Source organism: Mesorhizobium robiniae (assembly GCF_040545535.1).
In the GTDB taxonomy this organism is placed as follows: domain Bacteria; phylum Pseudomonadota; class Alphaproteobacteria; order Rhizobiales; family Rhizobiaceae; genus Mesorhizobium; species Mesorhizobium robiniae.
Window position 1 is genome coordinate 288091 of record NZ_JBEPMC010000001.1, and the last position, 20836, is coordinate 308926.

The following is a 20836-nucleotide window of genomic DNA, read 5'->3' on the forward strand; positions in this document are numbered from 1 at the left end:
TCAACCGAGGCTCCGTTCGAGCATCTGCAGATCGCGCTCGCCGGCGCGAAACGTATCGCCGGTGTCGATCGCCGTGACGATCACTTCGGCCGGGCTGAACAGCAGCGGATCGATGGCATAGAAATCGCCGTTGAACCGCTTGAAGATCTCGGCGAAGGGGTAGCCGTGGTCCCGCGAGGCGCGGCTCGGCAGTCGCTCCGCGAGTTCGCTGGCATCTTTCGCCGAGCCCTTTACGAAAAGCTGGACGCTGCCGCCATAGATGATGGCGTCGTTGGTTCTGCCCATGGCGGTCAGGAAATCCGGATGGGGGGCGGGGATAGGCGCCGTGCCGATACCGTCAATGATGTTCTCCAGCGGAAATTTGAGATCGTTGCTCTTGTGCAAGGCGACCTCAAGCGCGCGCGCAACGATCTGCACGCTGCCCGAAAGGCTTTGTGTCGGCGCATAGAGGAAGGTGAGCTTTTCGGTCGGCAGTCCGGTCGCCTTGCCGACCTTCTCAACGATCGCCTGGGGCGGCGGTTCGGCAGTCTCCAGGATGAGCACGGCGGATGACGCGGTGTCGCGATAGGAAAGCGCTTCGAACAGCGGTTCGACGCGAGCGAGCGCCCGCGCCGGTCCCGATCCCATGGCGAAATAGCCCTGGCTCGACAGGTTCCAACCGGCATACTGGCTGCCCAGGCAGGCAAGCACCGGCTGCGAGGACCGCACTTCGATGGTGAGCGGCCATTTCTGCGACGCGCGGTCCATGCAGACCGAAATGCTGCCGAGACCGCCCATCGCGGCTTCCGCCATGCGAAGCCCGGCCTCGATGCCGCCGGCGGTCTTGGCGCCGGCATCGATCAGGCACTCGCCCAATGGCCCCGTGGACACGGCGATACGCAGGCGTTCGGCGTTGCCGATCATGCCGTCGACGATGCGCTGCGCATTGTCGTTAAGGAATGCCGAACCATCTTTCATGTCCGGTCTCCTTCCCATTGGTGTTGCAATTGGCTGGCTTGTCCCTTGATGAGCCGCCTGGTCAAATCGGCGCTCGGACCGCGCGCGAAGATGGTGCAGACAGGATCGCCAGCGATCAGACCGGTGCCGGGCGACTGGTGGTCCGCAGTCCATTCAGGCCAGGCAATCGATGGAAACCGGGCGATCGGCGCTGCCGCATAGGTCACCATCGACGCCATCGAATCGACGAAGCGCGGCAGGCGGTAAGCCCTGCCTGCCGCGGCGCGCAGATGCGCTTCGATCAGAGGCGCGTCGACATCGTCGAAAATGTCGAGCGTGGCGCCTGGTCTTGGATTGATCTCGATGAGCTTGTAGCCGTCCGGTCCGCGAATGAGATCGGCGCTGCATAATCCAACCAGGCCGGCGCGGCGCGTCAGACCTGAAAGCCAGCCGCGGATCATCGCCGCCTGCCTGCGATCGAAGCGTCTCAGCCGCACGGCGCCGCCATAGCGGTAGGGCGCTGAGGGGGCAGGCGACGCCCATTGTTGGCTGAAGCCGACAATATCAGCGCTTTGGCCGTCGCCGACAAACAGGGCCGAGATGCTGCGGCCGGGAACGAAACGCTGGAAATAGCGGCCGGTGGCCGGTGGCTCTCCGGTGGCCCGTCTGATATGCGTGCCGCCGGCGCCGCCTGCGGTCTTGACCACCCAATTCTCAGGATCGGGCGGCCGGTCCCATCGGAATTCCGGATGCGGAATGCCGAGTTCGGCGCAATCGGCGGCCAGCAATTGCGGGTCCTTGATCCTGCGGATCGCGGCGCCATTGTTGCCGGCAAGCGGAAAATGGCGCGCGACCTCGTCGACGGTCTGCGTCATCCGCTCGAAGCCCGAGCCCAGGACAATGGCGACCGGCCGGTCGTCTCCAGCCAATTGCCGAAGCGTCTCGATGATGCGCTCGCCGTCGATGCCACCTTGCAGGTCGCCCGGTAGCATCGCCGCGCGTTCGGCGAGCGCGACCGTGTCGGTGTCGCAAAAGAAATCGGCGACCAGCGGACGATAGCCGGCGCGGCGCGCGGCGGCAGCCAGCGCCCGGCCTGAAATCGCCGCGATCAGGAGAGATCCGGCGTTACTTGGCAATCTCGCGTGCAAGGGAAAATGCTTCCTGGAAATCGAGCGTGATGGTTTTTTCGGATTCGATCATTCTTTTGAAGAGGCCGAATTCGACCTTGTATTTGACGTTGCCGATGGCAAGCGGACCAATTCCGACAGCTTTTGCCGCCTCGAGCGGATCGCCATTGGCGTTGACGGCCACGCCTTCGATGCCGGCCGGCGGAACCGCATTGACGTCGGCGGCAATGAGCAGGCCGTCGCCTTTCAACTGGGCTTTCGAGACCACTTGGACGCCGGCCTTGGCGCAAGCCAGGATCACTTCGCTCGCCTCGACCAGCTTGGTCTTGCGGGCGTCGCTCGATCCGTCGGCCGCATCTACGGCGATGTTGAATCGGCTTTTGATCTCGGCCGCGATCTGCTCGACCCTTTCGATGCCGTCATGGCCGACAAGCGTGACCCGGGCGCCCTCCCTGGCGGCGATGACGGCGGTGCAGAAGCCGACGACACCGGTGGCGCCGAAAACCGCGATCCTGGTGTCTTTCAGACCACGCTCGAATTTCTTCTCCAGCGCTTTTTCGACCTTGGCCACCATCGCAGCAGCGGTGGTGAACGAGCCGGCCGGATCGGCGAATACCGAAACCTGGAAGGGCGGCACCATCGCCTTTCCAGCTGCGTCGAACATGTCGAGCGCCAGCGAGGCATCCTTGCCGGCGATGAAGATGCCGGTATCGACGCCCGCATCGGGCGGGCGCGAAAAGATCGCGTCCTGCACCAGGCCTGTCACCTCGCCGAGGCTTACATCGACATAGGGCACGACGGCGTCGAAGCCTGCATCAAGCGCCATGTTCACGTCGAAAGGGCTCATGTGCTTCAACGGCGTCAGCATGTGCAGGATATGTTTGCGGGCCATTTCTCGCCTTTCTGCTTAAACGTGGTCGCGTTGCCGAGCCGTCAGCCTGCCGACGAGATCAAGTCTGGTCGAACTGATCTTCGCGCCGGAATTCCTGCCCTTGACGATCCTGATCTCGATGCCGTCTTCAACCGTCTGCTGAACGGTGCTGACGAACCCGACTGCTGCCTCCTGCGACGGGGCGAAGGCAAATCCTGTCGGTCCCCACGAGCTCTGGCCGATGCCGACGGCGCCTGCTTCATTGAGACCGTGGGCGACCTTCTCGACCCGCTTGGAGGTGAAAACGCCGCCTTGCGCCGGGGCGAAATGGGTCCCGATCAGCATCTGGATCGCGGCGACGGCGGCGCCGAAGGCTGGAAGGTCGTGCTCGACCAGAGCCGGCATGATGCCCATCAGCACCCGCCGGCAGATCTCGCCGCTGCCGGCAGCCGGGAAGGGCGGCAGCGAACGAAACGCCGCGATCTCGGCATCGCCATGCAGTCCATGGCCGCCATGGTCGAGAATCATGATGACGCGCCACTCTTCCGGAAATGGCAATCGCGCTACGACCGGCGGCGGCCTGCCGCTGTCGTCCTTGCCGGCGTCGACAATGACACCACCGCTTTCGAAACTGGCGATGCCGATGCCGGATCGTCCGCCGCGATCGAGCAGGGTCGCATCGCCGCCGACATCGAGAGGCAGTTTGTGGAGCGTGCGCAGCGCCGAGGCGACGGCAAGGGCGATCTGCGTGCCGGAGCCCAGGCCGGCATGGCTCGGGATCGACTGTTCGACCACCAGACGATGCTGGCCGCGAATGCCGAGATGGCTGCAGAGCGTCGACAAATGCTGGCCGGCGCGACGGCTCTCGGTGCCTTCGACGATGGTCTCGCTGGACCGCGACAGGGTGACGACCGTTTCGGGTTCGCTCAGAGGTAGCCCGACGCTGCCAAAGCGGCGGCCGGTATCGCCATTGAGATCGAGGAAGCCAAGGTGCAGGCGGGAGGGCACTCGTATGGTAACAGAATTCGACATCTACCCCCCGATGGGTGCATCATAGACGCATCATGGAAGTTTAGGTGCCCGTAGCCATGATAGCTGTTTTCGTCGCAGGGGCAAGCCGGAGAGAGTGCATTCGTTTTATCTTCTTTGGCCCTGGCGCGAAGACAGACCGGGCAATTCGCGGAGGTCGAGATGAGCGAGACGCTTAAGGAAAAAGTCTATTCTGAAGCCGAGATTGCCGAGCGGATCGAGAAGGAGCTGCCGAAATGGCGCTACGAGAACGGCTGGATCCGGCGTAAATACAAGACAAACAGCTGGAAATCGACGCTGATGGTCATCAACACGGTCGGCCATCTCGCCGAAGCGGCGTGGCACCATCCCGATATCACCGCCTCCTATGCCTGGGTCGAGGTGCGCCTGATGAACCACGCGGCGAAGGGCATCACCGACAAAGACTTCGAATTGGCCAAAAAGATCGAGGATGTCGTCCAGTGGCAGCCGGCCAAGGAAGGCGGCGCGCTGGAAGGCACTCCGCCGACCGATCAGCGCTTCGCTTACATCAAATATGATTAAGCCCGGTCGGAGTTTGTTGATAGCATATGAAAACATTCGCTAATCTACCAACAGGCGGGGTTCACGGCCAATCCAGTTTCGTCTAGGATCGGGCCGGCACCAGAAAGTAGCGTAGTGAATGGCGGTTGCTTGGATCGGCAACCGGGAAACGCTGGTCGAGCGCGCGGCTGCACATGCCGCCGCGCTGTTGGGGTCGAGCCGGTGCCCGGTTTTCAGCTTGGATACGGATATACACGGCACCAGGGCGGCGATCGCGCTGGCTGAGCGGGTTGGCGCGGCATACGATCATGCCGATGGCGCGGCACTTTCCCGGGAGACCGCGCTTTTTACCGACAAAGGCGCGATGACTGTTGCGCCCGGCGAGACGCGCCGGCGCGCCGATGTCGTGGTGATTGTGGGCGAACTCCCGCAAATCCATCATGAATTTGTCGGCGAACTCTCGGCCACGGTTCCCGATCTTTCGGCCCCCGATCTCTCAAGCAAGAATCAACGCGAAATCTTTCTGGTCGGGTCGAACGGGACGTCTGCGCCGCCGTTGAGTAACGGGCGGACGGCGACGCTCCTGTCCTGCGGCGAGGCAAGCCTCGGCGCGACGCTGGCGGCGCTGAGGACGCAGTGCAGGGGGCGTCAGACATCGCAGCCGGTCTCGAACTTCGACGATTTCGCCAAAGCCTTGGAGGCTGCGCATTTTCCCGTCTTTCTATTTTCTGGCGACGCAACCGAAGGGCTGGCGCTGGAGATGCTGCAAGGACTGATCACCGATCTCAACCGCAAGTCACGCGCCTCCGGCCTGCATCTGCCGGCGAACGAAAATGGCTGGGGAAGCGGGCTCGCCTCGACCTGGATGACGGGTTTTCCGTTGCGCACGGGCTTTGCGCGCGGCTTCCCGGAATTCGACCCCTGGCGTTACGATGTCGCCCGCATGATCGCTGCCGGCGAAGCCGACCTGCACCTGCGGATCTCCTCCTCGATCGTCCAGCCGCAGAAGAAAAAGAACCGCATGGCGCTGATCGCCTTGGCGAAGACGCAGGAGCCGGTCGCGGGCGCTGCGGTCACCATCGCCATCGGCGAAGCGGGCGTCGACCACGAGGCGGTCGTCTATTCCAGCCGCACCGGTTCGCTGCGGTCGGTCGATGCGCGAGCGGCGTCCGAACTGCCTTCTGCTGCGACTGTTATCCGCCTGGTCGCCAGTCATGTCTCCGCCGGGGCCGCGTTGCCATGCTGACGAAAATTACAGGCGGCGACATCATCGATCCCGTCAATGGGCGTCTCGGCAAGGGCGACCTCTGGATCGGGGACGACAAGATCGTTGCGGCGCCGGCGGGGGGCGCTGCCGACCGGACCATCGACGCTGCCGGCTGCATCGTGATGGCGGGCGCCATCGACATCCATTCCCACATCGGCGGCGGCAACGTGAATACGGCACGGCTGCTGTTGCCCGAGCAGCATGCCGCGCATCAGGCGCGGCCGGCGACGACGCCGCTCTCCAACGCGGGCTGGTCGACGTTCCAGACCGGCTGCCTCTACGCCAAAATGGGTTTCACCACGGTCGTCGAGCCGGCGATGTCGCCGGGAGCCGCACTTCACACCCATCTCGAATTGGCCGACATCCCGATCATCGACAAGGCGACGCTCGCCATTCTCGGCAACGACGATTTCCTGCTGTCGATGATCCGCGACGACGCTTCGTCTCAAATGATCGAGGACTATGTCGCATGGACCGTCGCCTCGACGCGGGCGCTTGGGGTCAAGGTGATCAACGCCGGTGCGGCGGCCGCCTTCAAGGAGAACGTCCGTACCTTCTCGCTGGACGATGTGGTGCCTTCCTATGGCGTCAGCTCGCGCAAGATCGTCAAGACGCTGCAGGCCGCCGTCGACAGTCTTGGCGTTCCGCATCCCCTGCATGTCCATTGCAACAATCTGGGCAGCCCCGGATCGGCGGATACCGCGGCAGCGACGATCGCGGCAGCAGAAGGGGTGCCGCTGCACCTCGCCCATCTCCAGTTCTATGGCTACGGCACGGAGGGCAAGCGCAAGTTCTCATCAGCCGCGGCGCGTCTTGCCGAGCTGGTCAATGCGACGCCTGAGGTCAGCATCGATATCGGCCAGGTGATGTTCGGGCAGACAGTCACTGTCTCCTCCGACGTCATGCGGCAGTTTTCGGCGCGTGGCAGTGCGAGCCCGAAGAAATCAGTCATTTACGACGGCGACGGCAACGGTGGCGGCATCGTGCCCTACAGCTATGGCAAGGATTTCTATGGCGCGATGCAGTGGGCGATCGGGCTCGAGCTTTTTCTACTAATCGACGATCCCTGGCGTGTCTTCTTCACCACCGATCATCCCAATGGCGCGCCGTTTACCGCCTATCCAGCCCTATTCGAGCTGCTGATGAGCCGGGAAGCGCGCGCCGAAGCGATTGCCGGACTTCCAAAATCCGCCATGGCGCTCTCCACCCTGGCTGCAATCGAGCGCGAATACACGTTCGAGGACATTGCCGTCATGACGCGCGCCGCCCCAGCCAAGCTGCTCGGACTGACAGACCGGGGCCATCTCGGCGCCGGCGCCATAGCCGATATCGCTGTCTACCGCCGGGACGGGAATATCGCGAAAATGCTCGGGCAGGCGGCGTATGTCTTCAAGGATGGCGATCTCGTCGTGCAGGATGGGGAGATCACCCATTACCGTTGGGGCAAGGCGCTCAGGCTCAATCCATCGCCGGACAAGGCGATGGTGCGGCGTCTGGAGGACTATCACCAGCAGCGCTACGGCCTGTCGCTGGACTGGTTCGATTTCCCAGAGTCCGCGATCGCGCGCGAACAGCCATTCGGCGAGGTTTCATGCCGAACGTGAGGGTAAATGGCATAGTGATCGACGATACTTTTGCCGAGGCGTTCGGTATGCGCGCGACCGCCATCATCATCACCGCGCCGAACCGGAAATGGGCGCGCCAGGCGGCGATCACCATGACCGGCTTTGCCACTTCGGTGATCGGCTGCGGCTGCGAAGCGGCAATCGATGTCGAACTGCCACCATCGGCCACACCGGATGGCCGGCCCGGCTGCCGCGTGATGATCTTCGCGATGGGAACCGACGAACTCCAGAAACAACTGCTCAATCGCGTCGGCCAGTGTGTTTTGACCTCGCCGGGCTCGGCCTGCTTCGCCGGGCTGGACGGAAGCGCCGAGCTGAAGCTCGGTTCGGCGCTGCGTTATTTCGGCGACGGCTGGCAAATATCCAAGAAACTCGGCGGCAGGCATTTTTGGCGCGTACCCGTCATGGACGGCGAATTCCTGTGCGAGGCGACGACCGGGCTGACGAAGGATGCCGTCGGCGGCGGTAATTTCTTTGTCATGGCTGAAAGCAGCGCCAAGGCCTTGCTTGCCGCCGAGGCCGCGGTTGCCGCGATAGGCCTGGTGCCCGGCGCGATCGTGCCGTTTCCCGGCGGCATTGCCCGTTCGGGTTCCAAGATCGGCGGTAAATACAAGGGCATGATCGCCTCGGCCAACGAAGCCTATGCGCCGACGCTGCGCGGCGTCGTCAGGAGTGAGCTCGGTCCCGACATCAACGCCGTCCTGGAGATCGTCATCGACGGCGAGACCAACGATGCCGTTGCCGCCGCGATGAAGGCCGGCATCAAGGCGGTCATCGAGCTGGGACCGAAGAGCGGTGCGGTTCGCATCGGCGCCGGCAATTACGGCGGCAAGCTCGGCAAATTCATCTATTCGCTGAAGGATATGCTGCCATGAAGGCGCTGACCTTCACCCTTGTCGCCGAACCGCCCGAGCGCCTCGACCTGTCGCTGCTGACGCCGGAGCGGCTTGCCGGGATCGAAAGGCGCGACATCGAAAGAATCCAGGTCGGCATGTCGAAGCATGGATCGAAGGTCGGCGATATTTTTCGGGTCGCCGGCAACGATCTTCTGGACATCGTGTTCGAAGGCGGCAGCGCGCGCCTTGATCGGGTCGTGGAAGGCATGCGAGGCGGTTCGGTTCGCGTCATCGGCAATGCCGGCGCCCAGGCCGGACGCGCCATGCGCGGCGGCAAGCTGACGATCGAAGGCAATGCGGGGCCGCATGCCGGCTCCGGCATGCGCGGCGGCAGGCTTGAAATAACAGGCAACGCCGGCGATCACCTCGGTGGACCGCTCGCCGGGGAACTGGCCGGTATGAATGGCGGCTTGCTGATCGTCAGGGGCAAAGCCGGCGCTTTTGCCGCCGACCGCATGCGGCGCGGCCTGATCGCGGTGCTGAAAGGCTCGGGCGACCATGCCGGCAGCCGCATGATCGCCGGCACGCTGGTGGTGGCCGGCGGCACCGGCGAGATGCCCGGCTATCTGATGCGTCGCGGTTCGATCCTGCTGGATCGCGCGCCGAAAAGCCTGTCGCCGAGCTTCGTCGAATGCGGCGCGCCGGAAAGCGTCTTCGCCGCCGTCATCGATCGCCATCTGATCGCGGAAGGTATTTTGAAACGGCCGCTTCTGGGCAATGCTCCGCAAAAATATGGCGGCGATAATTCGGTGCTTGGAATGGGTGAGGTTCTTTTCCCTCGCTGAAGTGTAGAGCTGATGTCTCCCTGCTTCAACATCCGCTGCCCGGAGACTTGATGATGCTCGGCGATGCAGACCCCCGCAATGATCGAGTATCTCAGGGCGGTCTGACGGGTGTCTCTGGCGGAGTAATTTCCGATCCTCTGGTCAGTTCTCGAAGGAACGCCTGGACCAGATTTCGTGTCTCGTCCGCCCTGCGGTAAGCGACCAGATGCCGGGAACTGAAGGTATAGGATCCCGGTTTGATCGCCCGCAACTCGCCGGCATGGACCCATGACGATGCGAAGTGGGCCGGCAGGAAACCGATGAAATTCTCCGACAGGATCAGCATCAATTGTGCTTCCATGTGGATCACCGACGCGCTGGCCTTGGGATGCCCGACGAGATAGAGGTCGTCGAAATACCGATAGCTGCGCACCGAAAACCGCGCCGCGTGGATGGCGCTTTGGTCGATCCTTGAATCGGGCATCGCAAAAAGCGGATGCCGTCGGCCGCAATAGAGGAAATGCGGCTCGCCGCAGTAATCCCGGTAAACGACACCGGGCGCTTTCTGCGACAACGGCCCGATGACGATGTCGCGGCCGCCATCAGCGACTTGCTGCTCAAGCTCGGAGGGCGTGCCCAGCGAGAGGTCGATGAAAACATCGGAATCAGGACCCATGAAGCGTCTGAGCGCATGCTGGATGCCCAGTTCACTGCTTGTGAATACGCCATCGGACGTGCCGATCCGCAACCGGCCGGACAGGCTGCCGCTGGCCGCGCTGATGCGGTGCCCGAAATCATCGAGATCGCGAAACAGTTTCTGCGCCGCGTCGTAGGTCGCCTGTCCGACCTCGGTCAGGCGGAACTGTTTGCGTCCGCGATGGCAGAGCTGGGCGCCGATGCGTTTCTCCAACTCCGCAAGATGCGTGCTGAGCGTCGGCTGCGACAGGTTGAGGGTGATTTGCGCGTCGGCGAAGCCGCCTGAATCGGCCAGCGCCACGAAGACGCGCAGCAGGCGGATGTCGATGTTGTCCAAACGACGCATTGCTTGTCCCTCGAACGGCAATACATCGACATTATTCGATGTAAAATTCTAAATAAACTCATTTACATCAATGCTCGAAATCGCGAGCCTGCGCGGAAGAAAAATGGGGAACAATCATGAAATCGTCACTCCGCATCGCGTTGTCCGCAGCACTGGTGCTCGCCAGTTCGCAGTTCGCCTTCAGCGCCGACCAGATACGCATCCTCGCCCCGACGTGGCTGGGATTTGCACCTGTCCACATCGCTGGCGACCTGGGCTGCTTCGCCGGCAAGGGCCTCGACGTCAGCATCAAGTTCGAGGATGACCTGACCAACGTCATGGCAGCGATGGCGCGCGGCGATATCGAGATGCAGATGCGCTCCGTCGGCGAATATCAGGGCCGCCCTCGCGACGCCGCCACGCCGGGCATCATCATCGGCACGATCGATGAATCCGTCGGCGGCGACGGCATCATCACCGACGATAAGATCAAGACGGTGGCGGATCTCAAGGGCAAGGTCGTCGCTGCCGAGCCCAACATTCCCTCACGCCTGTTGCTCCAGATGGAGCTGAAGCAGGCGGGACTGTCACTGGAGGATCTCCAGATCAAGGACATCGCAACGGCCGACTCGGGCGCGGTTTTCGTCGATGACTCGATTGCCGCGATCGCGACCTACGAACCGTTCATGTCGCAGGCGCTGAAGGCCTCGACCCGTCCGGGCGCCCGAATGCTGGTCTCATCCAAGGATCATCGCGGCATCATCATCGATGCGATCATCGTCCGTAACGACGACTTCAAGGCGAACCCGGACAAATACGCGAAGTTTCTCGGCTGCATCTACGAGGCCGTCGATTTCCTCAAGGCCGATCCGGAAAAATTCGCCGATATGGCCTCGAAGCATTTCGGCCTGACGCCGGCTGAGGTGACCGAGATCGTCAACTCCAGCCTATCCTACACGACGCTCGCCGAATCGCTGGCCTACATGGGCAAACCGGGAGAAAAAGGCACGCTCCACGGTATCTTCGATACGGTGATGGACCTCAACCTGGAGAACGGCGCTGCCGACAACAAGCTCGTGGCAACGGACCAGATCGACAATTCGGTGATCAACAAGGTACCGGCCAAGTAACGGCAATGGACCAGGTCCGGCGACCCGCCTTCGGGCGGGCTGCCGGCGGCATGCCATGCCGGCAGCCGTCTGTGGCGGAAGTTGTTTTCGACCATCCGGGGATAGGGATCTTGTTCAGCAGTCTGTTTGTTTTTCGCGGCCGGGCTTCGCCGATGGCGGAATCCGCTGTCAGCGTTGCGGCTGCCGCCCTGGTCGTCGCGGGTTGGGAGCTGGCGGCGCGCGGGGGCATCATCGCGCCGCAGTTCCTCCCGTCGCCAAGCCGCGTCGTCGTCGCCTTGTGGACAATGCTGACCGAGCAGAACCTCGTCTGGCACGTCGTGGTCTCGACCACACGCGTGTGGATCGCCTTCCTGCTCGCCGCGGCCATGGCCATCCCGATCGGCATCATGATGAGCAGCTACCGGATCGTCGGAGCCGCACTCGAGCCGATGATCGATTTCATCCGCTATCTTCCGGTTCCCGCACTCGTGCCGCTGTCCATCATCTGGTTCGGCGTAGGCGAGGAGACCAAGATCTTCCTGCTCTGGCTGGGCACGTTCTTCCAGCTCGTGCTTCTCGTGGCCGACGACATGCGGCGGGTGCCGCATGAGTTCGTCGAGGTCGCCCGCACAGTCGGCGCCAGCTCAAGGCAGGTGATGACCGATGTCGCCTTGCGCTGGATGGGGCCGACACTGATCGACAATCTCAGGATCACGCTCGGCTGGTGCTGGACATATCTGATCATCGCCGAGATCGTCGCGGCCGATTCCGGCATCGGCTACGTGATCTGGACGGCACGCCGCTTCGTAAAAACGCCCGAAGTGATGGCAGGCGTCGTCGTCATCGGGCTGATCGGCCTCGTCACCGACCAACTGCTTCGCCTGCTTCACCGCCGGCTTTTCCGGTATCTGTGAGGAATAGGTCATGGTGAGCGGCTACGTTCAGTTCTTCGATACGGCCAAGGCCTTCGGCCCGGTCGATGTCGTGCGAAAAACCGACCTTGGCCTCGACCGCAATTCGCTGGTGGTCTTCCTTGGCCCATCGGGTTGCGGCAAGACAACCTTGATGCGGATGGTTGGCGGCCTCGACGAACCGAGCTCGGGTTCGATCCTGGTCGGCGGCGAAAAAGTTGTCGGGCCGGACCGCCGACGCGGCATGGTGTTCCAGTCCTATTCGTCGTTTCCCTGGCTGACTGTCGAGAAGAACATTGCCTTCGGCATGCGCTACAGGAAGGACCTTGGCGCGGCCGAACAAGCCGAGCGCATGCGCCATTATCTCGAACTGTTTGGGCTTGCCGACTTCGCCGGCTCCTATCCGAACCGGATTTCGGGCGGCATGCGCCAGCGCGTGGCCATAGCGCGCACGCTCGCCGCCGGTTCGGATGTGCTGTTGATGGACGAGCCTTTCGGCGCGCTCGACGCGCTGACGCGCGAGCGCCTCCAGGTCGAGCTGCGGCAGATCCAGATTCGCGAGGAAAAGACCATCATCTTCGTCACCCACGACGTGGAAGAAGCGGTGTTCCTGGCCGACCGGATCATCCTGTTTTCGCGCCGGCCTGCCTCGGTCGTGGCCGATATCGATGTGGCGGCCGAGCTAGGTTCGCAACGGCCACTGGAGATCCGGGAAACGCAGAAATTCTTCGAGCTGCGCAACAAGGTCCTGCATCTGATCCGCAACGAGACGGGAGCGGTCGCATGAGCCTGTCCTTCTCCGGAAAGTCGGTCGTGATCACCGGGGCCAGCCGTGGCATCGGGCTCGGCATCGCTAAGGCGTTTGCGCAAGCCGGCGCCAGCTTGCATCTCATCGCCAACGAGGCGGCTGTGCACGAACGGGCGCGTGAATTGGGCGCCACCAGCACGGAGGCCGATATTGCCGATCGTGCGGCCGTGACCGCGGCGCTCGAACCTCTCGCCCGCATAGACGTGCTCATCAACAATGCCGGGCTAGAACTGATAACGCCGATCACCGACAGCGGCGACGATGTCGAAGCCGCCTTCCGGCGCATCATCGAGATCAATATCATCGGCACAGCGCTCGTCACGGCGCGTGCTCTGCCGCGCATGCAGGCCGGCGGTTCGATCGTCAACACCGCGTCGATCTGGGGCCGTGTTGCCGAGGCGCAGTTCGGCGCCTATGTCGCCTCCAAGCACGCCATCATCGGCTTGACGAAGACCTGGGCCAAGGAACTTGGGGTCAGGGGCATCCGCGTCAATGCGGTCTGTCCCGGATGGGTTCGCACCGACGCGTCGATGCGCTCGCTCGGCCGCATGGCCGAGAGAGACGCCGTCAGCGAGGCAACACTGCTCGAAAGCACCGTCGGTGCGCAGGCGCTGCCGGGCCTGATGGAGCCGGCTGACATGGCGGGCACCTATCTCTTCCTGGCGTCGGAACTCGCAGCCAACATCACCGGGCAGTCGCTTGGCGTCGACAGGGGAGAAGTGCCTTGGTAAGCCCGCTTCACGGAAAACGCGCGCTGGTGACTGGCGCGGCCAGCGGTATCGGCCGCGCGACCGCGCACGCCTTGCGCGAGGCCGGGGCGACGGTTCTGGGATTCGATCTCAAGGCGTCAGAGGGCGATATCCCGATTCTTGCCTGCGACCTCGCCAGCGAAACCGACATCATTGCCGCGGTCGGGCAGGGCAGGGACCTGATTGGCGGCTATGACATCCTCGTCAACAATGCCGGCATCCTGCAGGAAGCACCGCTTGGCGGGATTTCGCTCGATCATGTCGACCGCATGTTCGCCGTCAATGTGCGGGGCGCGATCATCGTGGCACGGGAAATCTTGCCGCATCTTCCCGAGGGCGGACGCATCATCAACATCGCCTCCGAGCTCGCCTATGTCGGCCGGTCGGGTGCTTCAGTCTATTGTGCGACGAAGGCGGCGTTGCTCGGCCTTACCCGCTCCTGGGCACGCGAACTTGCGCCCCGCATTCTGGTCAACGCCGTGGCGCCCGGGCCAACGGACACGCCGCTTCTCGGCTTCGATGCGCTGACCGAGAGCCAGCGCGCGCTGGAAACGACACACCCGCTGGGGCGGATCGGACGGCCGGATGAAATCGCCGCCGCGGTGGTGTTCCTGGCCGGTCCCGGCGCAACGTTTTTCACCGGACAATGCCTGGGCGCCAATGGTGGCGCGGCGATGCTTTGAGAAGAGATGATCATGAGAGACCGCGTTTTCCTCGCTGAACTGTCGTGGCCCGAGGCTCAGAAGCGGATCGCCGCCGGCGCTCCCGTCTTCCTGCCGCTCGGCGCGACCGAACAGCACGGCCACCATATGGCGATGAATGTCGATGTGGTGATCCCGACCGCCATCGCCGAAAAGGTGGCGTCGCAGGTCGGAGGACTGGTGGCGCCGACGATCGCCTACGGCAACCGCTCGCAACCGAGGACAGGCGGCGGCCCGGCCTTTCCCGGTACGATCAACATCACGGCACAGACTTTCTCGCTTCTGGTCAAGGATGTGATCTGCGACCTGTATCGCCAGAAGGTCCGACGCATCGTTGTGCTCAACGGCCACTATGAGAACATCGGCCCGTCGATCGAAGGCATCGAACTGGCGCTCGACGCCATCGGCCGCGAACGTGCGACGGACCTGACGATCCTGCGCGTCGACCACTGGGACATGGTGCGCGGTGAAACGCTGGCGAAAGTGTTCCCCGACGGCTATCCCGGCATCGAACTGGAGCATGCGAGCGTGATCGAGACGTCGATGATGCTGGCGCTGCGCCCGGAGCTCGTCGACCTGGGCAAGGCGCTGCATGACGGTCCCGCGCAATTCAAGCCCTATGACCGCTATCCCAGACCGTCCGAGGACGTGCCGCCGTCCGGCGTCCTGTCGTTGACCGAGGGCTCGTCGGCGGAAAAGGGCCGATGGCTGCTCGACGACTGCCAGACGCGGCTCGCCGACATCGTCAAACGTGAATTCTTCTGAGGTGACGACAACATGAACAGCAATTTCTTTCAGCCGGTCGACGCGGCCGCAGTTCCCCGCTTCGCCGGGCTTTCGACCTTCATGAGACTGCCGGCCGTGGCAAGTGCCGAGGGGCTGGACATCGCACTCGTCGGCATACCGTGGGATGGCGGTACGACCAACCGCGCCGGCGCGCGGCACGGTCCGCGCGAGATCCGGAACCAGTCGAGCCTGATGCGGCGGGCCCATCACGTCTCGGGAACCGAGCCGTTCAGCATCGCCAACATTGCCGATGTCGGCGACCTCTCGGTCAATCCGATCAACCTCCTGGACGGTCTGAAGCGCATCGAGGACGGCATCGCGGCGATTGTCGCGGCGGGCGCCATTCCGCTTGCTGCCGGCGGCGATCATCTGACGACGCTGCCGGTGCTGCGTGCGGTCGCGCGCAATGCGCCGGTCGGCATGATCCATTTCGACGCGCATTCCGACACCAATGACCGTTATTTCGGCGACAATCCCTACACGCATGGCACACCATTCCGGCGGGCGATCGAAGAGGGCCTGCTCGATCCCAAACGTGTCGTCCAGATCGGCATCCGCGGTTCAATCTACGAGCCCAACGAGCATGATTGGGCGGTCGCTCAGGGCATCCGCATCATCTACATGGAGGAATTTGTCCGGCGCGGCGCGGCCAGCGTCATGGAAGAGGCGCGCGGCATTGTCGGCAGCGGTCCCACCTATGTGACCTTCGACATCGATTGCATCGACCCTTCGATGGCGCCCGGCACCGGAACCCCCGAGCTTGGCGGCTTCACCACCCGCGAAGCGCAGGAAATGGTCCGCCTTCTCGACACGGTGGCCATAGTCGGCGCTGACGTCGTGGAAGTGGCGCCGCCGTTCGATCTTGGCGGGATGACGGCGCTGGCGGGGGCAACGATGATGTTCGAGCTGCTGTGCGTGATTGCCGGTTCTGTCGCTGCAGGCAGGGCCTGAGGTGCGTCGCGGCAGCGCATCGCATCCGTGGAGAGGCGGCCGCGTGACTTTCGCTAATTCTCCTCCACGAACACCTCTTCGCGCTTCTTCTTGACGCCAGGCAGGAAGACGACGACGAGCACGGCTAATGCGACGAAGAGCAGGCCGGCGCTGATCGGCCTCGTGAGGAAGGTGCTCGGATCGCCGCGCGAGAGAATCATGGCGCGGCGCAGGTTTTCTTCGAGCAGCGGGCCAAGCACGAAGCCGAGCAGCAGCGGCGCCGGTTCGCAGCGCAGCTTGGTCAGGAGATAGCCGAGGAAGCCGAAGAAGGCGACGGCGTACAGGTCGTAGATGTTGGTGTTGACGCTGTAAACGCCGATCGAGCAAAACGCCATGATGATCGGGAAGAGCACGTAGTAGGGGATCGTCAGCAGTTTCACCCAAAGTCCGATCAGCGGCAGGTTCAAGACGATCAGCATCAGATTGCCGATCCACATCGAGGCGATGATGCCCCAAAACAGCGCCGGCTGTTCGGTCGCAACATTGGGGCCGGGCACGATGCCCTGGATGATCATCGCGCCGATCATCAGCGCCATGACCGGGTTTGCCGGAATGCCGAGCGTCAGCATCGGGATGAAGGAGGTCTGGGCGCCGGCATTGTTGGCCGATTCCGGTCCGGCGACGCCTTCGATGGCGCCCTTGCCGAATTCCCCCGGGTTTTTCGATACGCGCTTTTCGACCGTATAGGAGGCAAAGGCTGCAAGGATCGCGCCGCCTCCCGGCAGGATGCCGAGCGCCGAACCGATGATGGTTCCGCGCACGATGGGCGCCGCCATGCGGCGAAAGTCCTCGCGGGTCGGCATCAAGCCGGAGACCCTTCGGATCATGACGGAGCGCTCGTGCTCATTTTCGAGATTGCGCAGTATCTCGGCGACGCCGAAGACGCCGACCGCCACCGCGACGAAATTCAGCCCGTCGGCATATTCGCGGATGCCGAGCGTGAAGCGCGGCGCGCCGGTGTAGATGTCGGTGCCGACAAGGCCGAGCAGCAGGCCGAGCACGACCATCGCCAGCGCCTTGACAATCGAGCCGTGGGCGAGCGCGACGGACGAGACGAGGCCGACGACCATCAGCGAAAAATACTCGGCGGCGCCGAATTGCAGCGCGATCGCCGTTAGCGGCGGAGCGAAGATGGCGACGAGGAAGGTCGATACGGTGCCGGCGAAGAACGAGCCTATTGCAGCGATCGCGAGTGCCGCCCCGGCGCGGCCGTTCCTGGCCATTTGGTAGCCGTCGATCGCGGTGACGGCGGAGGAGGATTCGCCGGGCATGTTGATGAGGATGGCGGTGGTCGAGCCGCCATATTGCGCGCCGTAATAGATGCCGGCGAGCATGATGAGGGAGGAAACCGGGTCGCCGATCTGAAAGGTGATCGGCAACAGCATGGCGATGGTCGCGGTGGCCCCGATGCCGGGCAGGACGCCGATCAGCGTGCCGAGAAGGACGCCGATCAGGCAGAAACCGAGGTTTGCCAGCGTCGTTGCCGTCGAGAAGCCGAGCGCGAGGTTGTCGAGCAGTTCCATGTTCATCGCCTCACAATACGAGCCATGGCGGCAGCCATGGGCCGAAGCGCCGGAACGGCAGACCGAGCGCGTAGCTGAAGACGAGGAACGCAAACAGGGTGAGGCTGGCGGACAGTACGAGCGCGGTCAGCGGCCTCATGCGGCCGCTGGCAAAGGATGCGATCAGCGCCGTCAGGAAGATCGAAGGGATGAAGCCGAGGCCTCGCACTGTCAGGCCGAAGAAGATCGGGGCAGGCAGGATGAACAGCATGCCGCGCCAAGCTATATGCCCGATCGGCTCGCTCTCGAAGCGCACCGCGTCGACGAGGATGACGGCGCCGAGCAGGATCAGCACGATTGCCAGGACCAGCGGGAAATAGCCCGGCCCCATGCGGAAGGCGGTGCCGATTTCGAGACCGAGCGACTGAGCTGCGAAAAATCCGCCGAGAAAGATGAACAGCACAGCGCATACGCCGTTGGTCGTGTCGATCGTGAAAGGCTTCATGACGTCCTCCCAGGCCGGCGCCGCGGGCACGCCGGTACAGTGCGAAAGCGGGCCGAAGCGGAAACGGGGCGCTGGTGGCGCCCCGCTCAAATCTCAGTCGGCGTACTGGCCGGCGGCTTCGATAATCGGCTTCCAGCGCGCAATCTCGCTTTCCAGCTTGGCCTTCAGTGCGGCCGGTGTCGCGTCCGCGTCGGACGACGGTTTGGTGCCGAGCTCGGCGAAGCGGGCGACGACATTCTGGTCTTTCAGCGCGACCTGAAGCGATTTCGACAGGCGATCGGTGACCTCGGCCGGCGTGCCCTTGGGCGCGTAGAGGCCGTGCCAGATGCCGACCTGCACCTCCGGGAGACCAGCTTCCGTCGTTGTCGGCAGATCTGGCAGCACTTCGAGGCGTTGCGGCGAGGTGACGGCGTAGGCCTTGATCGTGCCGCCCTGGATCTGCTTGGTGGTATTGGTCGTCTGGTCGCACATGATGTCGACCTGGCCGCCGAGGAGATCGGTCATGGCCGGACCGGTGCCCTTGTAGGGCACGGTGACCAGCGGCGTGCCGATCGCGCTCATGAACAGCATGCCGCACAGATGCGAAGCCGCACCTATGCCGGCATTGGCGACGGTGACGGTATCCTTATTGGCCTTGGCGTAGTCGACCAGCCCTTTCAGATCCGTCGGCTCGAGGTCCTTGCGGGCGACGATGGTCATCGGCACATCGGTGACGAGGCCGACATATTCGAAGCCGTTCAGCGTGTCGTATGCGAGCTTTCGGTATAGCGTAGCACTGGTCGCCATGCCGATGTGATGGAGGAGCAGCGTATAGCCGTCGGGATCGGCCTGTGCGACGCGACCGGCGCCCAGTGTGCCGCCGGCGCCGCCGACATTCTCGACGATGACCTGCTGGCCGAGATCCTTCGACATGGCCTCAGCGACGAGGCGCGTGACCGTGTCGGTCGGGCCGCCGGCCGAAAACGGCACCACGACGGTGATGGTGCGTTCGGGATAGGTCTGCCCGCCTGCGGTGAACGGAAACAGCGTGACGGCTGCGGCGGCGGCCAGAGCGACGGCGAATTTTCTCATCGTGATTTCCTCCCAGGATATAAATTCCGGCGTCTAGAGTTCCTCTCAATACCGGCTGTGGATGGAGCAATAACTAGCGCAAGCTAGCGGATTGCAATCGGACTCAAACCGCAAACTGCGATTTATGCACAACCGTCCGCGCAAAATGGGTGGAAAGCTGACATCGTGCCGGAGGCGGGTGCCCGATGATCGAAAGCCGATGGCCATGCTCGGCGTGCTGCGAATCAAGCCGACGTCGACTTGCGAATGGCATGTTCGACGCCGCGGAGTTCGGCCAATCCTTTTAGCCGGCCGATGGCCGGATAGCCGGGCTGGGCCCCACGCGTCAGGTCGTCGAGGATATCCTGGCCATGGTCGGGGCGCATCGGGATGACGGCGTCCGGGCGTCCTTGTTTCTTGCGCCGCGCTTCCTCGTCAAGCAGCGCCGCCACCACCGCAACCATGTCGGTGTCGCCGGCAAGATGCTCGTCCTCGTGGAACGAGCAGGGGGTGCCGGCTGATTCCTTGCGCACATTGCGCAGATGCGCGAAGTGGATTTTTGGCCCGATCCGCCCGATCATGCCGGGCAGATCATTGTCGGGTCTTGCGCCGAGTGATCCCGTGCACAGTGTCGCCCCGTTTGCAGGGCTATCGACTACGTCCAGAATGTACCTGTAGTCGGCCTCGGTCGACATGACGCGCGGCAGGCCCAACAGCGGAAACGGCGGATCGTCCGGATGGCAGCAGAGACGCAGGCCGAGGCGCTCTGCCGTAGGCACGACCTCCGCCAGGAAGTCGACGAAATGCCGGCGCAGCGTTGTTGCGTCGATGCGGTCATAATTTGACAGTTGAGCCGCAAGACCTTGGAGAGATGTGTCTTCGGTCGAGCCGGGCAGGCCGGAATTGACGTTTCTTGCCAGAGCCTTGCGCGCAAAATCATCCATCTGCGCATATCGCCGCTCCGCCTCGGAGACGATCTCCGGCGTGTAATCGCCGAGCGCCGCTTGGCGTTTCAGGATATGGATGTCGAATGCGGCGAAGTCGATGAGATCGAAGCGCATGGTGGTGCCACCGTGCGGCAGGCGCCAGGCAAGATCGGTGCGGGTCCAATCGAGCACGGGCATGAAATTATAGCAGATGACCGAAATGCCGGCCCGCGCCAGGTTTTCCAGCGATGTCCTGTAGTTTTCTATGTGGCTGCGCCATTCGCCGACCTGCGTCTTGATCGCTTCGGAAACCGGCAGGCTCTCGACGATCTCCCAACTGAGATCACTTGCGCTTCCATCCGGCAAAGACGCGACTTCGCGCTGACGTCTTTCGATTTCGGCGGGCAGCCAGACGGCGCCGTGAGGAACGTGGTGAAGGGCCGAGACGATGCCTTGCGCACCGGCTTGACGCGCGTCCGCGATGGTCACCTTGTCGACCGAGCCGAACCAACGCCATACATGTCTCATTCGAACGCTCCGTTAGTAAAGAATCGCCATGCGGCTGCACGTCCGCGCTTCCCACCGCGGCGGGGTCCGCTACTCCTCTTTCATCGGCTGCTATCAGATTCCGATGCGTCTGACACCCATCCTGCTCGGGCTTGCGCCGGCCAACGGCGATGCACTGATGCTGACCGGTCGGCACGAATGGCGATGCCGGCATTGACCTGGCATCAACGAGCG

The 20836-nt window shown here is 63.3% G+C and carries 22 protein-coding genes; 13 read left to right on the forward strand and 9 right to left on the reverse strand.

All coding sequences use genetic code 11. The features are described 5' to 3' along the window. The 4 genes from mch to ABID19_RS01410 are packed head-to-tail and all read right to left on the reverse strand — an operon-like array spanning nucleotide 1 to nucleotide 3966. Nucleotides 1–957, reverse strand: a complete 957-nt coding sequence (gene mch / locus ABID19_RS01395; RefSeq protein ID WP_354487396.1) for a methenyltetrahydromethanopterin cyclohydrolase — start codon at nucleotides 955–957, stop codon at nucleotides 1–3. Continuing rightward, nucleotides 954–2072, reverse strand: a complete 1119-nt coding sequence (locus tag ABID19_RS01400) for an ATP-grasp domain-containing protein (RefSeq protein WP_354487398.1) — start codon at nucleotides 2070–2072, stop codon at nucleotides 954–956. Before ABID19_RS01400 ends, mch begins: the two co-directional genes overlap by 4 nt. Continuing rightward, nucleotides 2062–2955 carry an NAD(P)-dependent methylenetetrahydromethanopterin dehydrogenase gene (locus ABID19_RS01405; RefSeq protein WP_354487399.1) on the reverse strand — a complete coding sequence of 298 codons (894 nt, stop codon included), beginning with the start codon at nucleotides 2953–2955 and terminating at the stop codon, nucleotides 2062–2064. The genes ABID19_RS01400 and ABID19_RS01405 overlap by 11 nt, the downstream gene beginning before the upstream one ends. Nucleotides 2956–2970: 15 nt before the next feature. Further along, nucleotides 2971–3966, reverse strand: coding sequence for a beta-ribofuranosylaminobenzene 5'-phosphate synthase family protein (locus tag ABID19_RS01410; protein WP_354487401.1), 996 nt, complete (start codon nucleotides 3964–3966; stop codon nucleotides 2971–2973). A 159-nt stretch (nucleotides 3967–4125) separates the two neighbouring features. Here ABID19_RS01410 and ABID19_RS01415 point away from each other — a divergent pair, with 159 nt between their 5' ends. From ABID19_RS01415 to ABID19_RS01435, 5 genes are all read left to right on the forward strand, one after another. After that, complete coding sequence (locus ABID19_RS01415; RefSeq protein ID WP_354487402.1) at nucleotides 4126–4506, forward strand: 4a-hydroxytetrahydrobiopterin dehydratase; 381 nt, start codon at nucleotides 4126–4128, stop codon at nucleotides 4504–4506. A 118-nt stretch (nucleotides 4507–4624) separates the two neighbouring features. After that, complete coding sequence (locus ABID19_RS01420) at nucleotides 4625–5731, forward strand: tungsten formylmethanofuran dehydrogenase (RefSeq protein WP_354487404.1); 1107 nt, start codon at nucleotides 4625–4627, stop codon at nucleotides 5729–5731. Beyond that, the gene (locus tag ABID19_RS01425) at nucleotides 5725–7356 is read left to right on the forward strand and encodes a formylmethanofuran dehydrogenase subunit A (protein WP_354487406.1); all 1632 of its coding nucleotides are present in this window, start codon (nucleotides 5725–5727) and stop codon (nucleotides 7354–7356) included. The genes ABID19_RS01420 and ABID19_RS01425 overlap by 7 nt, the downstream gene beginning before the upstream one ends. Next, nucleotides 7344–8252, forward strand: a complete 909-nt coding sequence (gene fhcD, locus ABID19_RS01430; protein ID WP_354487408.1) for a formylmethanofuran--tetrahydromethanopterin N-formyltransferase — start codon at nucleotides 7344–7346, stop codon at nucleotides 8250–8252. Before ABID19_RS01425 ends, fhcD begins: the two co-directional genes overlap by 13 nt. Then, on the forward strand, nucleotides 8249–9058 hold the full coding sequence (locus ABID19_RS01435) for a formylmethanofuran dehydrogenase subunit C (RefSeq protein ID WP_354487410.1): 810 nt from the start codon (nucleotides 8249–8251) through the stop codon (nucleotides 9056–9058). Before fhcD ends, ABID19_RS01435 begins: the two co-directional genes overlap by 4 nt. 91 nt (nucleotides 9059–9149) lie before the next feature. Here the strand turns inward: ABID19_RS01435 and ABID19_RS01440 are convergent, their stop codons facing one another. Further along, nucleotides 9150–10079, reverse strand: coding sequence for a LysR family transcriptional regulator (locus ABID19_RS01440; protein WP_354487412.1), 930 nt, complete (start codon nucleotides 10077–10079; stop codon nucleotides 9150–9152). 116 nt (nucleotides 10080–10195) lie between these two features. On the opposite strand from ABID19_RS01440, the gene ABID19_RS01445 reads away from it, so the two are divergent. The 7 genes from ABID19_RS01445 (at nucleotide 10196) to speB (ending at nucleotide 16073) form a co-directional block, all read left to right on the forward strand. Continuing rightward, entirely contained in the window at nucleotides 10196–11188 is a 993-nt protein-coding gene (locus ABID19_RS01445; protein WP_354487414.1) for an ABC transporter substrate-binding protein, read from the forward strand. A gap of 152 nt (nucleotides 11189–11340) precedes the next feature. Then, a complete protein-coding gene (locus ABID19_RS01450; protein WP_354487415.1) occupies nucleotides 11341–12081 on the forward strand; it encodes an ABC transporter permease in 741 nt (246 codons plus the stop codon). 10 nt (nucleotides 12082–12091) lie between these two features. After that, nucleotides 12092–12865, forward strand: coding sequence for an ABC transporter ATP-binding protein (locus tag ABID19_RS01455; protein ID WP_354487417.1), 774 nt, complete (start codon nucleotides 12092–12094; stop codon nucleotides 12863–12865). Next, a complete protein-coding gene (locus ABID19_RS01460; protein ID WP_354487418.1) occupies nucleotides 12862–13617 on the forward strand; it encodes an SDR family NAD(P)-dependent oxidoreductase in 756 nt (251 codons plus the stop codon). Before ABID19_RS01455 ends, ABID19_RS01460 begins: the two co-directional genes overlap by 4 nt. After that, nucleotides 13611–14318 carry an SDR family NAD(P)-dependent oxidoreductase gene (locus ABID19_RS01465; protein ID WP_354487420.1) on the forward strand — a complete coding sequence of 236 codons (708 nt, stop codon included), beginning with the start codon at nucleotides 13611–13613 and terminating at the stop codon, nucleotides 14316–14318. Before ABID19_RS01460 ends, ABID19_RS01465 begins: the two co-directional genes overlap by 7 nt. Before the next feature lie 12 nt (nucleotides 14319–14330). Then, on the forward strand, nucleotides 14331–15101 hold the full coding sequence (locus ABID19_RS01470) for a creatininase (protein WP_354487422.1): 771 nt from the start codon (nucleotides 14331–14333) through the stop codon (nucleotides 15099–15101). Between the two features lie 12 nt (nucleotides 15102–15113). Next, nucleotides 15114–16073, forward strand: coding sequence for an agmatinase (gene speB / locus ABID19_RS01475; RefSeq protein WP_354487423.1), 960 nt, complete (start codon nucleotides 15114–15116; stop codon nucleotides 16071–16073). Nucleotides 16074–16126: 53 nt separating this feature from the next. Here the strand turns inward: speB and ABID19_RS01480 are convergent, their stop codons facing one another. The 4 genes from ABID19_RS01480 to uxuA all read right to left on the reverse strand — a co-directional run bounded on the left by ABID19_RS01480 (nucleotide 16127) and on the right by uxuA (nucleotide 20623). After that, a complete protein-coding gene (locus ABID19_RS01480; RefSeq protein ID WP_354487424.1) occupies nucleotides 16127–17635 on the reverse strand; it encodes a tripartite tricarboxylate transporter permease in 1509 nt (502 codons plus the stop codon). A gap of 10 nt (nucleotides 17636–17645) precedes the next feature. After that, nucleotides 17646–18119: a tripartite tricarboxylate transporter TctB family protein gene (locus ABID19_RS01485; RefSeq protein WP_354487425.1), complete on the reverse strand. Its 474-nt coding sequence runs from the start codon at nucleotides 18117–18119 to the stop codon at nucleotides 17646–17648. A gap of 93 nt (nucleotides 18120–18212) precedes the next feature. Further along, nucleotides 18213–19190 (reverse strand): tripartite tricarboxylate transporter substrate-binding protein, encoded by a 978-nt coding sequence (locus ABID19_RS01490; RefSeq protein ID WP_354487427.1) that lies wholly within the window; start codon nucleotides 19188–19190, stop codon nucleotides 18213–18215. Nucleotides 19191–19414: 224 nt separating this feature from the next. Beyond that, nucleotides 19415–20623: a mannonate dehydratase gene (gene uxuA / locus ABID19_RS01495; protein WP_354487429.1), complete on the reverse strand. Its 1209-nt coding sequence runs from the start codon at nucleotides 20621–20623 to the stop codon at nucleotides 19415–19417. A gap of 28 nt (nucleotides 20624–20651) precedes the next feature. On the opposite strand from uxuA, the gene ABID19_RS01500 reads away from it, so the two are divergent. Beyond that, a complete protein-coding gene (locus tag ABID19_RS01500; RefSeq protein WP_354487431.1) occupies nucleotides 20652–20819 on the forward strand; it encodes a hypothetical protein in 168 nt (55 codons plus the stop codon). Nucleotides 20820–20836: the final 17 nt, after the last annotated feature.

Coding starts and splice junctions, on each gene's coding strand:
- mch (WP_354487396.1), bottom strand. CDS start 957: ATGAAAGATGGTTCGGCATTCCTTAACGACAATGCGCAGCGCATCGTC.
- ABID19_RS01405 (WP_354487399.1), bottom strand. CDS start 2,955: ATGGCCCGCAAACATATCCTGCACATGCTGACGCCGTTGAAGCACATG.
- ABID19_RS01410 (WP_354487401.1), bottom strand. CDS start 3,966: ATGTCGAATTCTGTTACCATACGAGTGCCCTCCCGCCTGCACCTTGGC.
- ABID19_RS01415 (WP_354487402.1), top strand. CDS start 4,126: ATGAGCGAGACGCTTAAGGAAAAAGTCTATTCTGAAGCCGAGATTGCC.
- ABID19_RS01420 (WP_354487404.1), top strand. CDS start 4,625: ATGGCGGTTGCTTGGATCGGCAACCGGGAAACGCTGGTCGAGCGCGCG.
- ABID19_RS01425 (WP_354487406.1), top strand. CDS start 5,725: ATGCTGACGAAAATTACAGGCGGCGACATCATCGATCCCGTCAATGGG.
- fhcD (WP_354487408.1), top strand. CDS start 7,344: ATGCCGAACGTGAGGGTAAATGGCATAGTGATCGACGATACTTTTGCC.
- ABID19_RS01435 (WP_354487410.1), top strand. CDS start 8,249: ATGAAGGCGCTGACCTTCACCCTTGTCGCCGAACCGCCCGAGCGCCTC.
- ABID19_RS01440 (WP_354487412.1), bottom strand. CDS start 10,079: ATGCGTCGTTTGGACAACATCGACATCCGCCTGCTGCGCGTCTTCGTG.
- ABID19_RS01445 (WP_354487414.1), top strand. CDS start 10,196: ATGAAATCGTCACTCCGCATCGCGTTGTCCGCAGCACTGGTGCTCGCC.
- ABID19_RS01450 (WP_354487415.1), top strand. CDS start 11,341: ATGGCGGAATCCGCTGTCAGCGTTGCGGCTGCCGCCCTGGTCGTCGCG.
- ABID19_RS01455 (WP_354487417.1), top strand. CDS start 12,092: ATGGTGAGCGGCTACGTTCAGTTCTTCGATACGGCCAAGGCCTTCGGC.
- ABID19_RS01460 (WP_354487418.1), top strand. CDS start 12,862: ATGAGCCTGTCCTTCTCCGGAAAGTCGGTCGTGATCACCGGGGCCAGC.
- ABID19_RS01470 (WP_354487422.1), top strand. CDS start 14,331: ATGAGAGACCGCGTTTTCCTCGCTGAACTGTCGTGGCCCGAGGCTCAG.
- speB (WP_354487423.1), top strand. CDS start 15,114: ATGAACAGCAATTTCTTTCAGCCGGTCGACGCGGCCGCAGTTCCCCGC.
- ABID19_RS01480 (WP_354487424.1), bottom strand. CDS start 17,635: ATGGAACTGCTCGACAACCTCGCGCTCGGCTTCTCGACGGCAACGACG.
- ABID19_RS01485 (WP_354487425.1), bottom strand. CDS start 18,119: ATGAAGCCTTTCACGATCGACACGACCAACGGCGTATGCGCTGTGCTG.
- ABID19_RS01490 (WP_354487427.1), bottom strand. CDS start 19,190: ATGAGAAAATTCGCCGTCGCTCTGGCCGCCGCCGCAGCCGTCACGCTG.
- uxuA (WP_354487429.1), bottom strand. CDS start 20,623: ATGAGACATGTATGGCGTTGGTTCGGCTCGGTCGACAAGGTGACCATC.
- ABID19_RS01500 (WP_354487431.1), top strand. CDS start 20,652: ATGCGGCTGCACGTCCGCGCTTCCCACCGCGGCGGGGTCCGCTACTCC.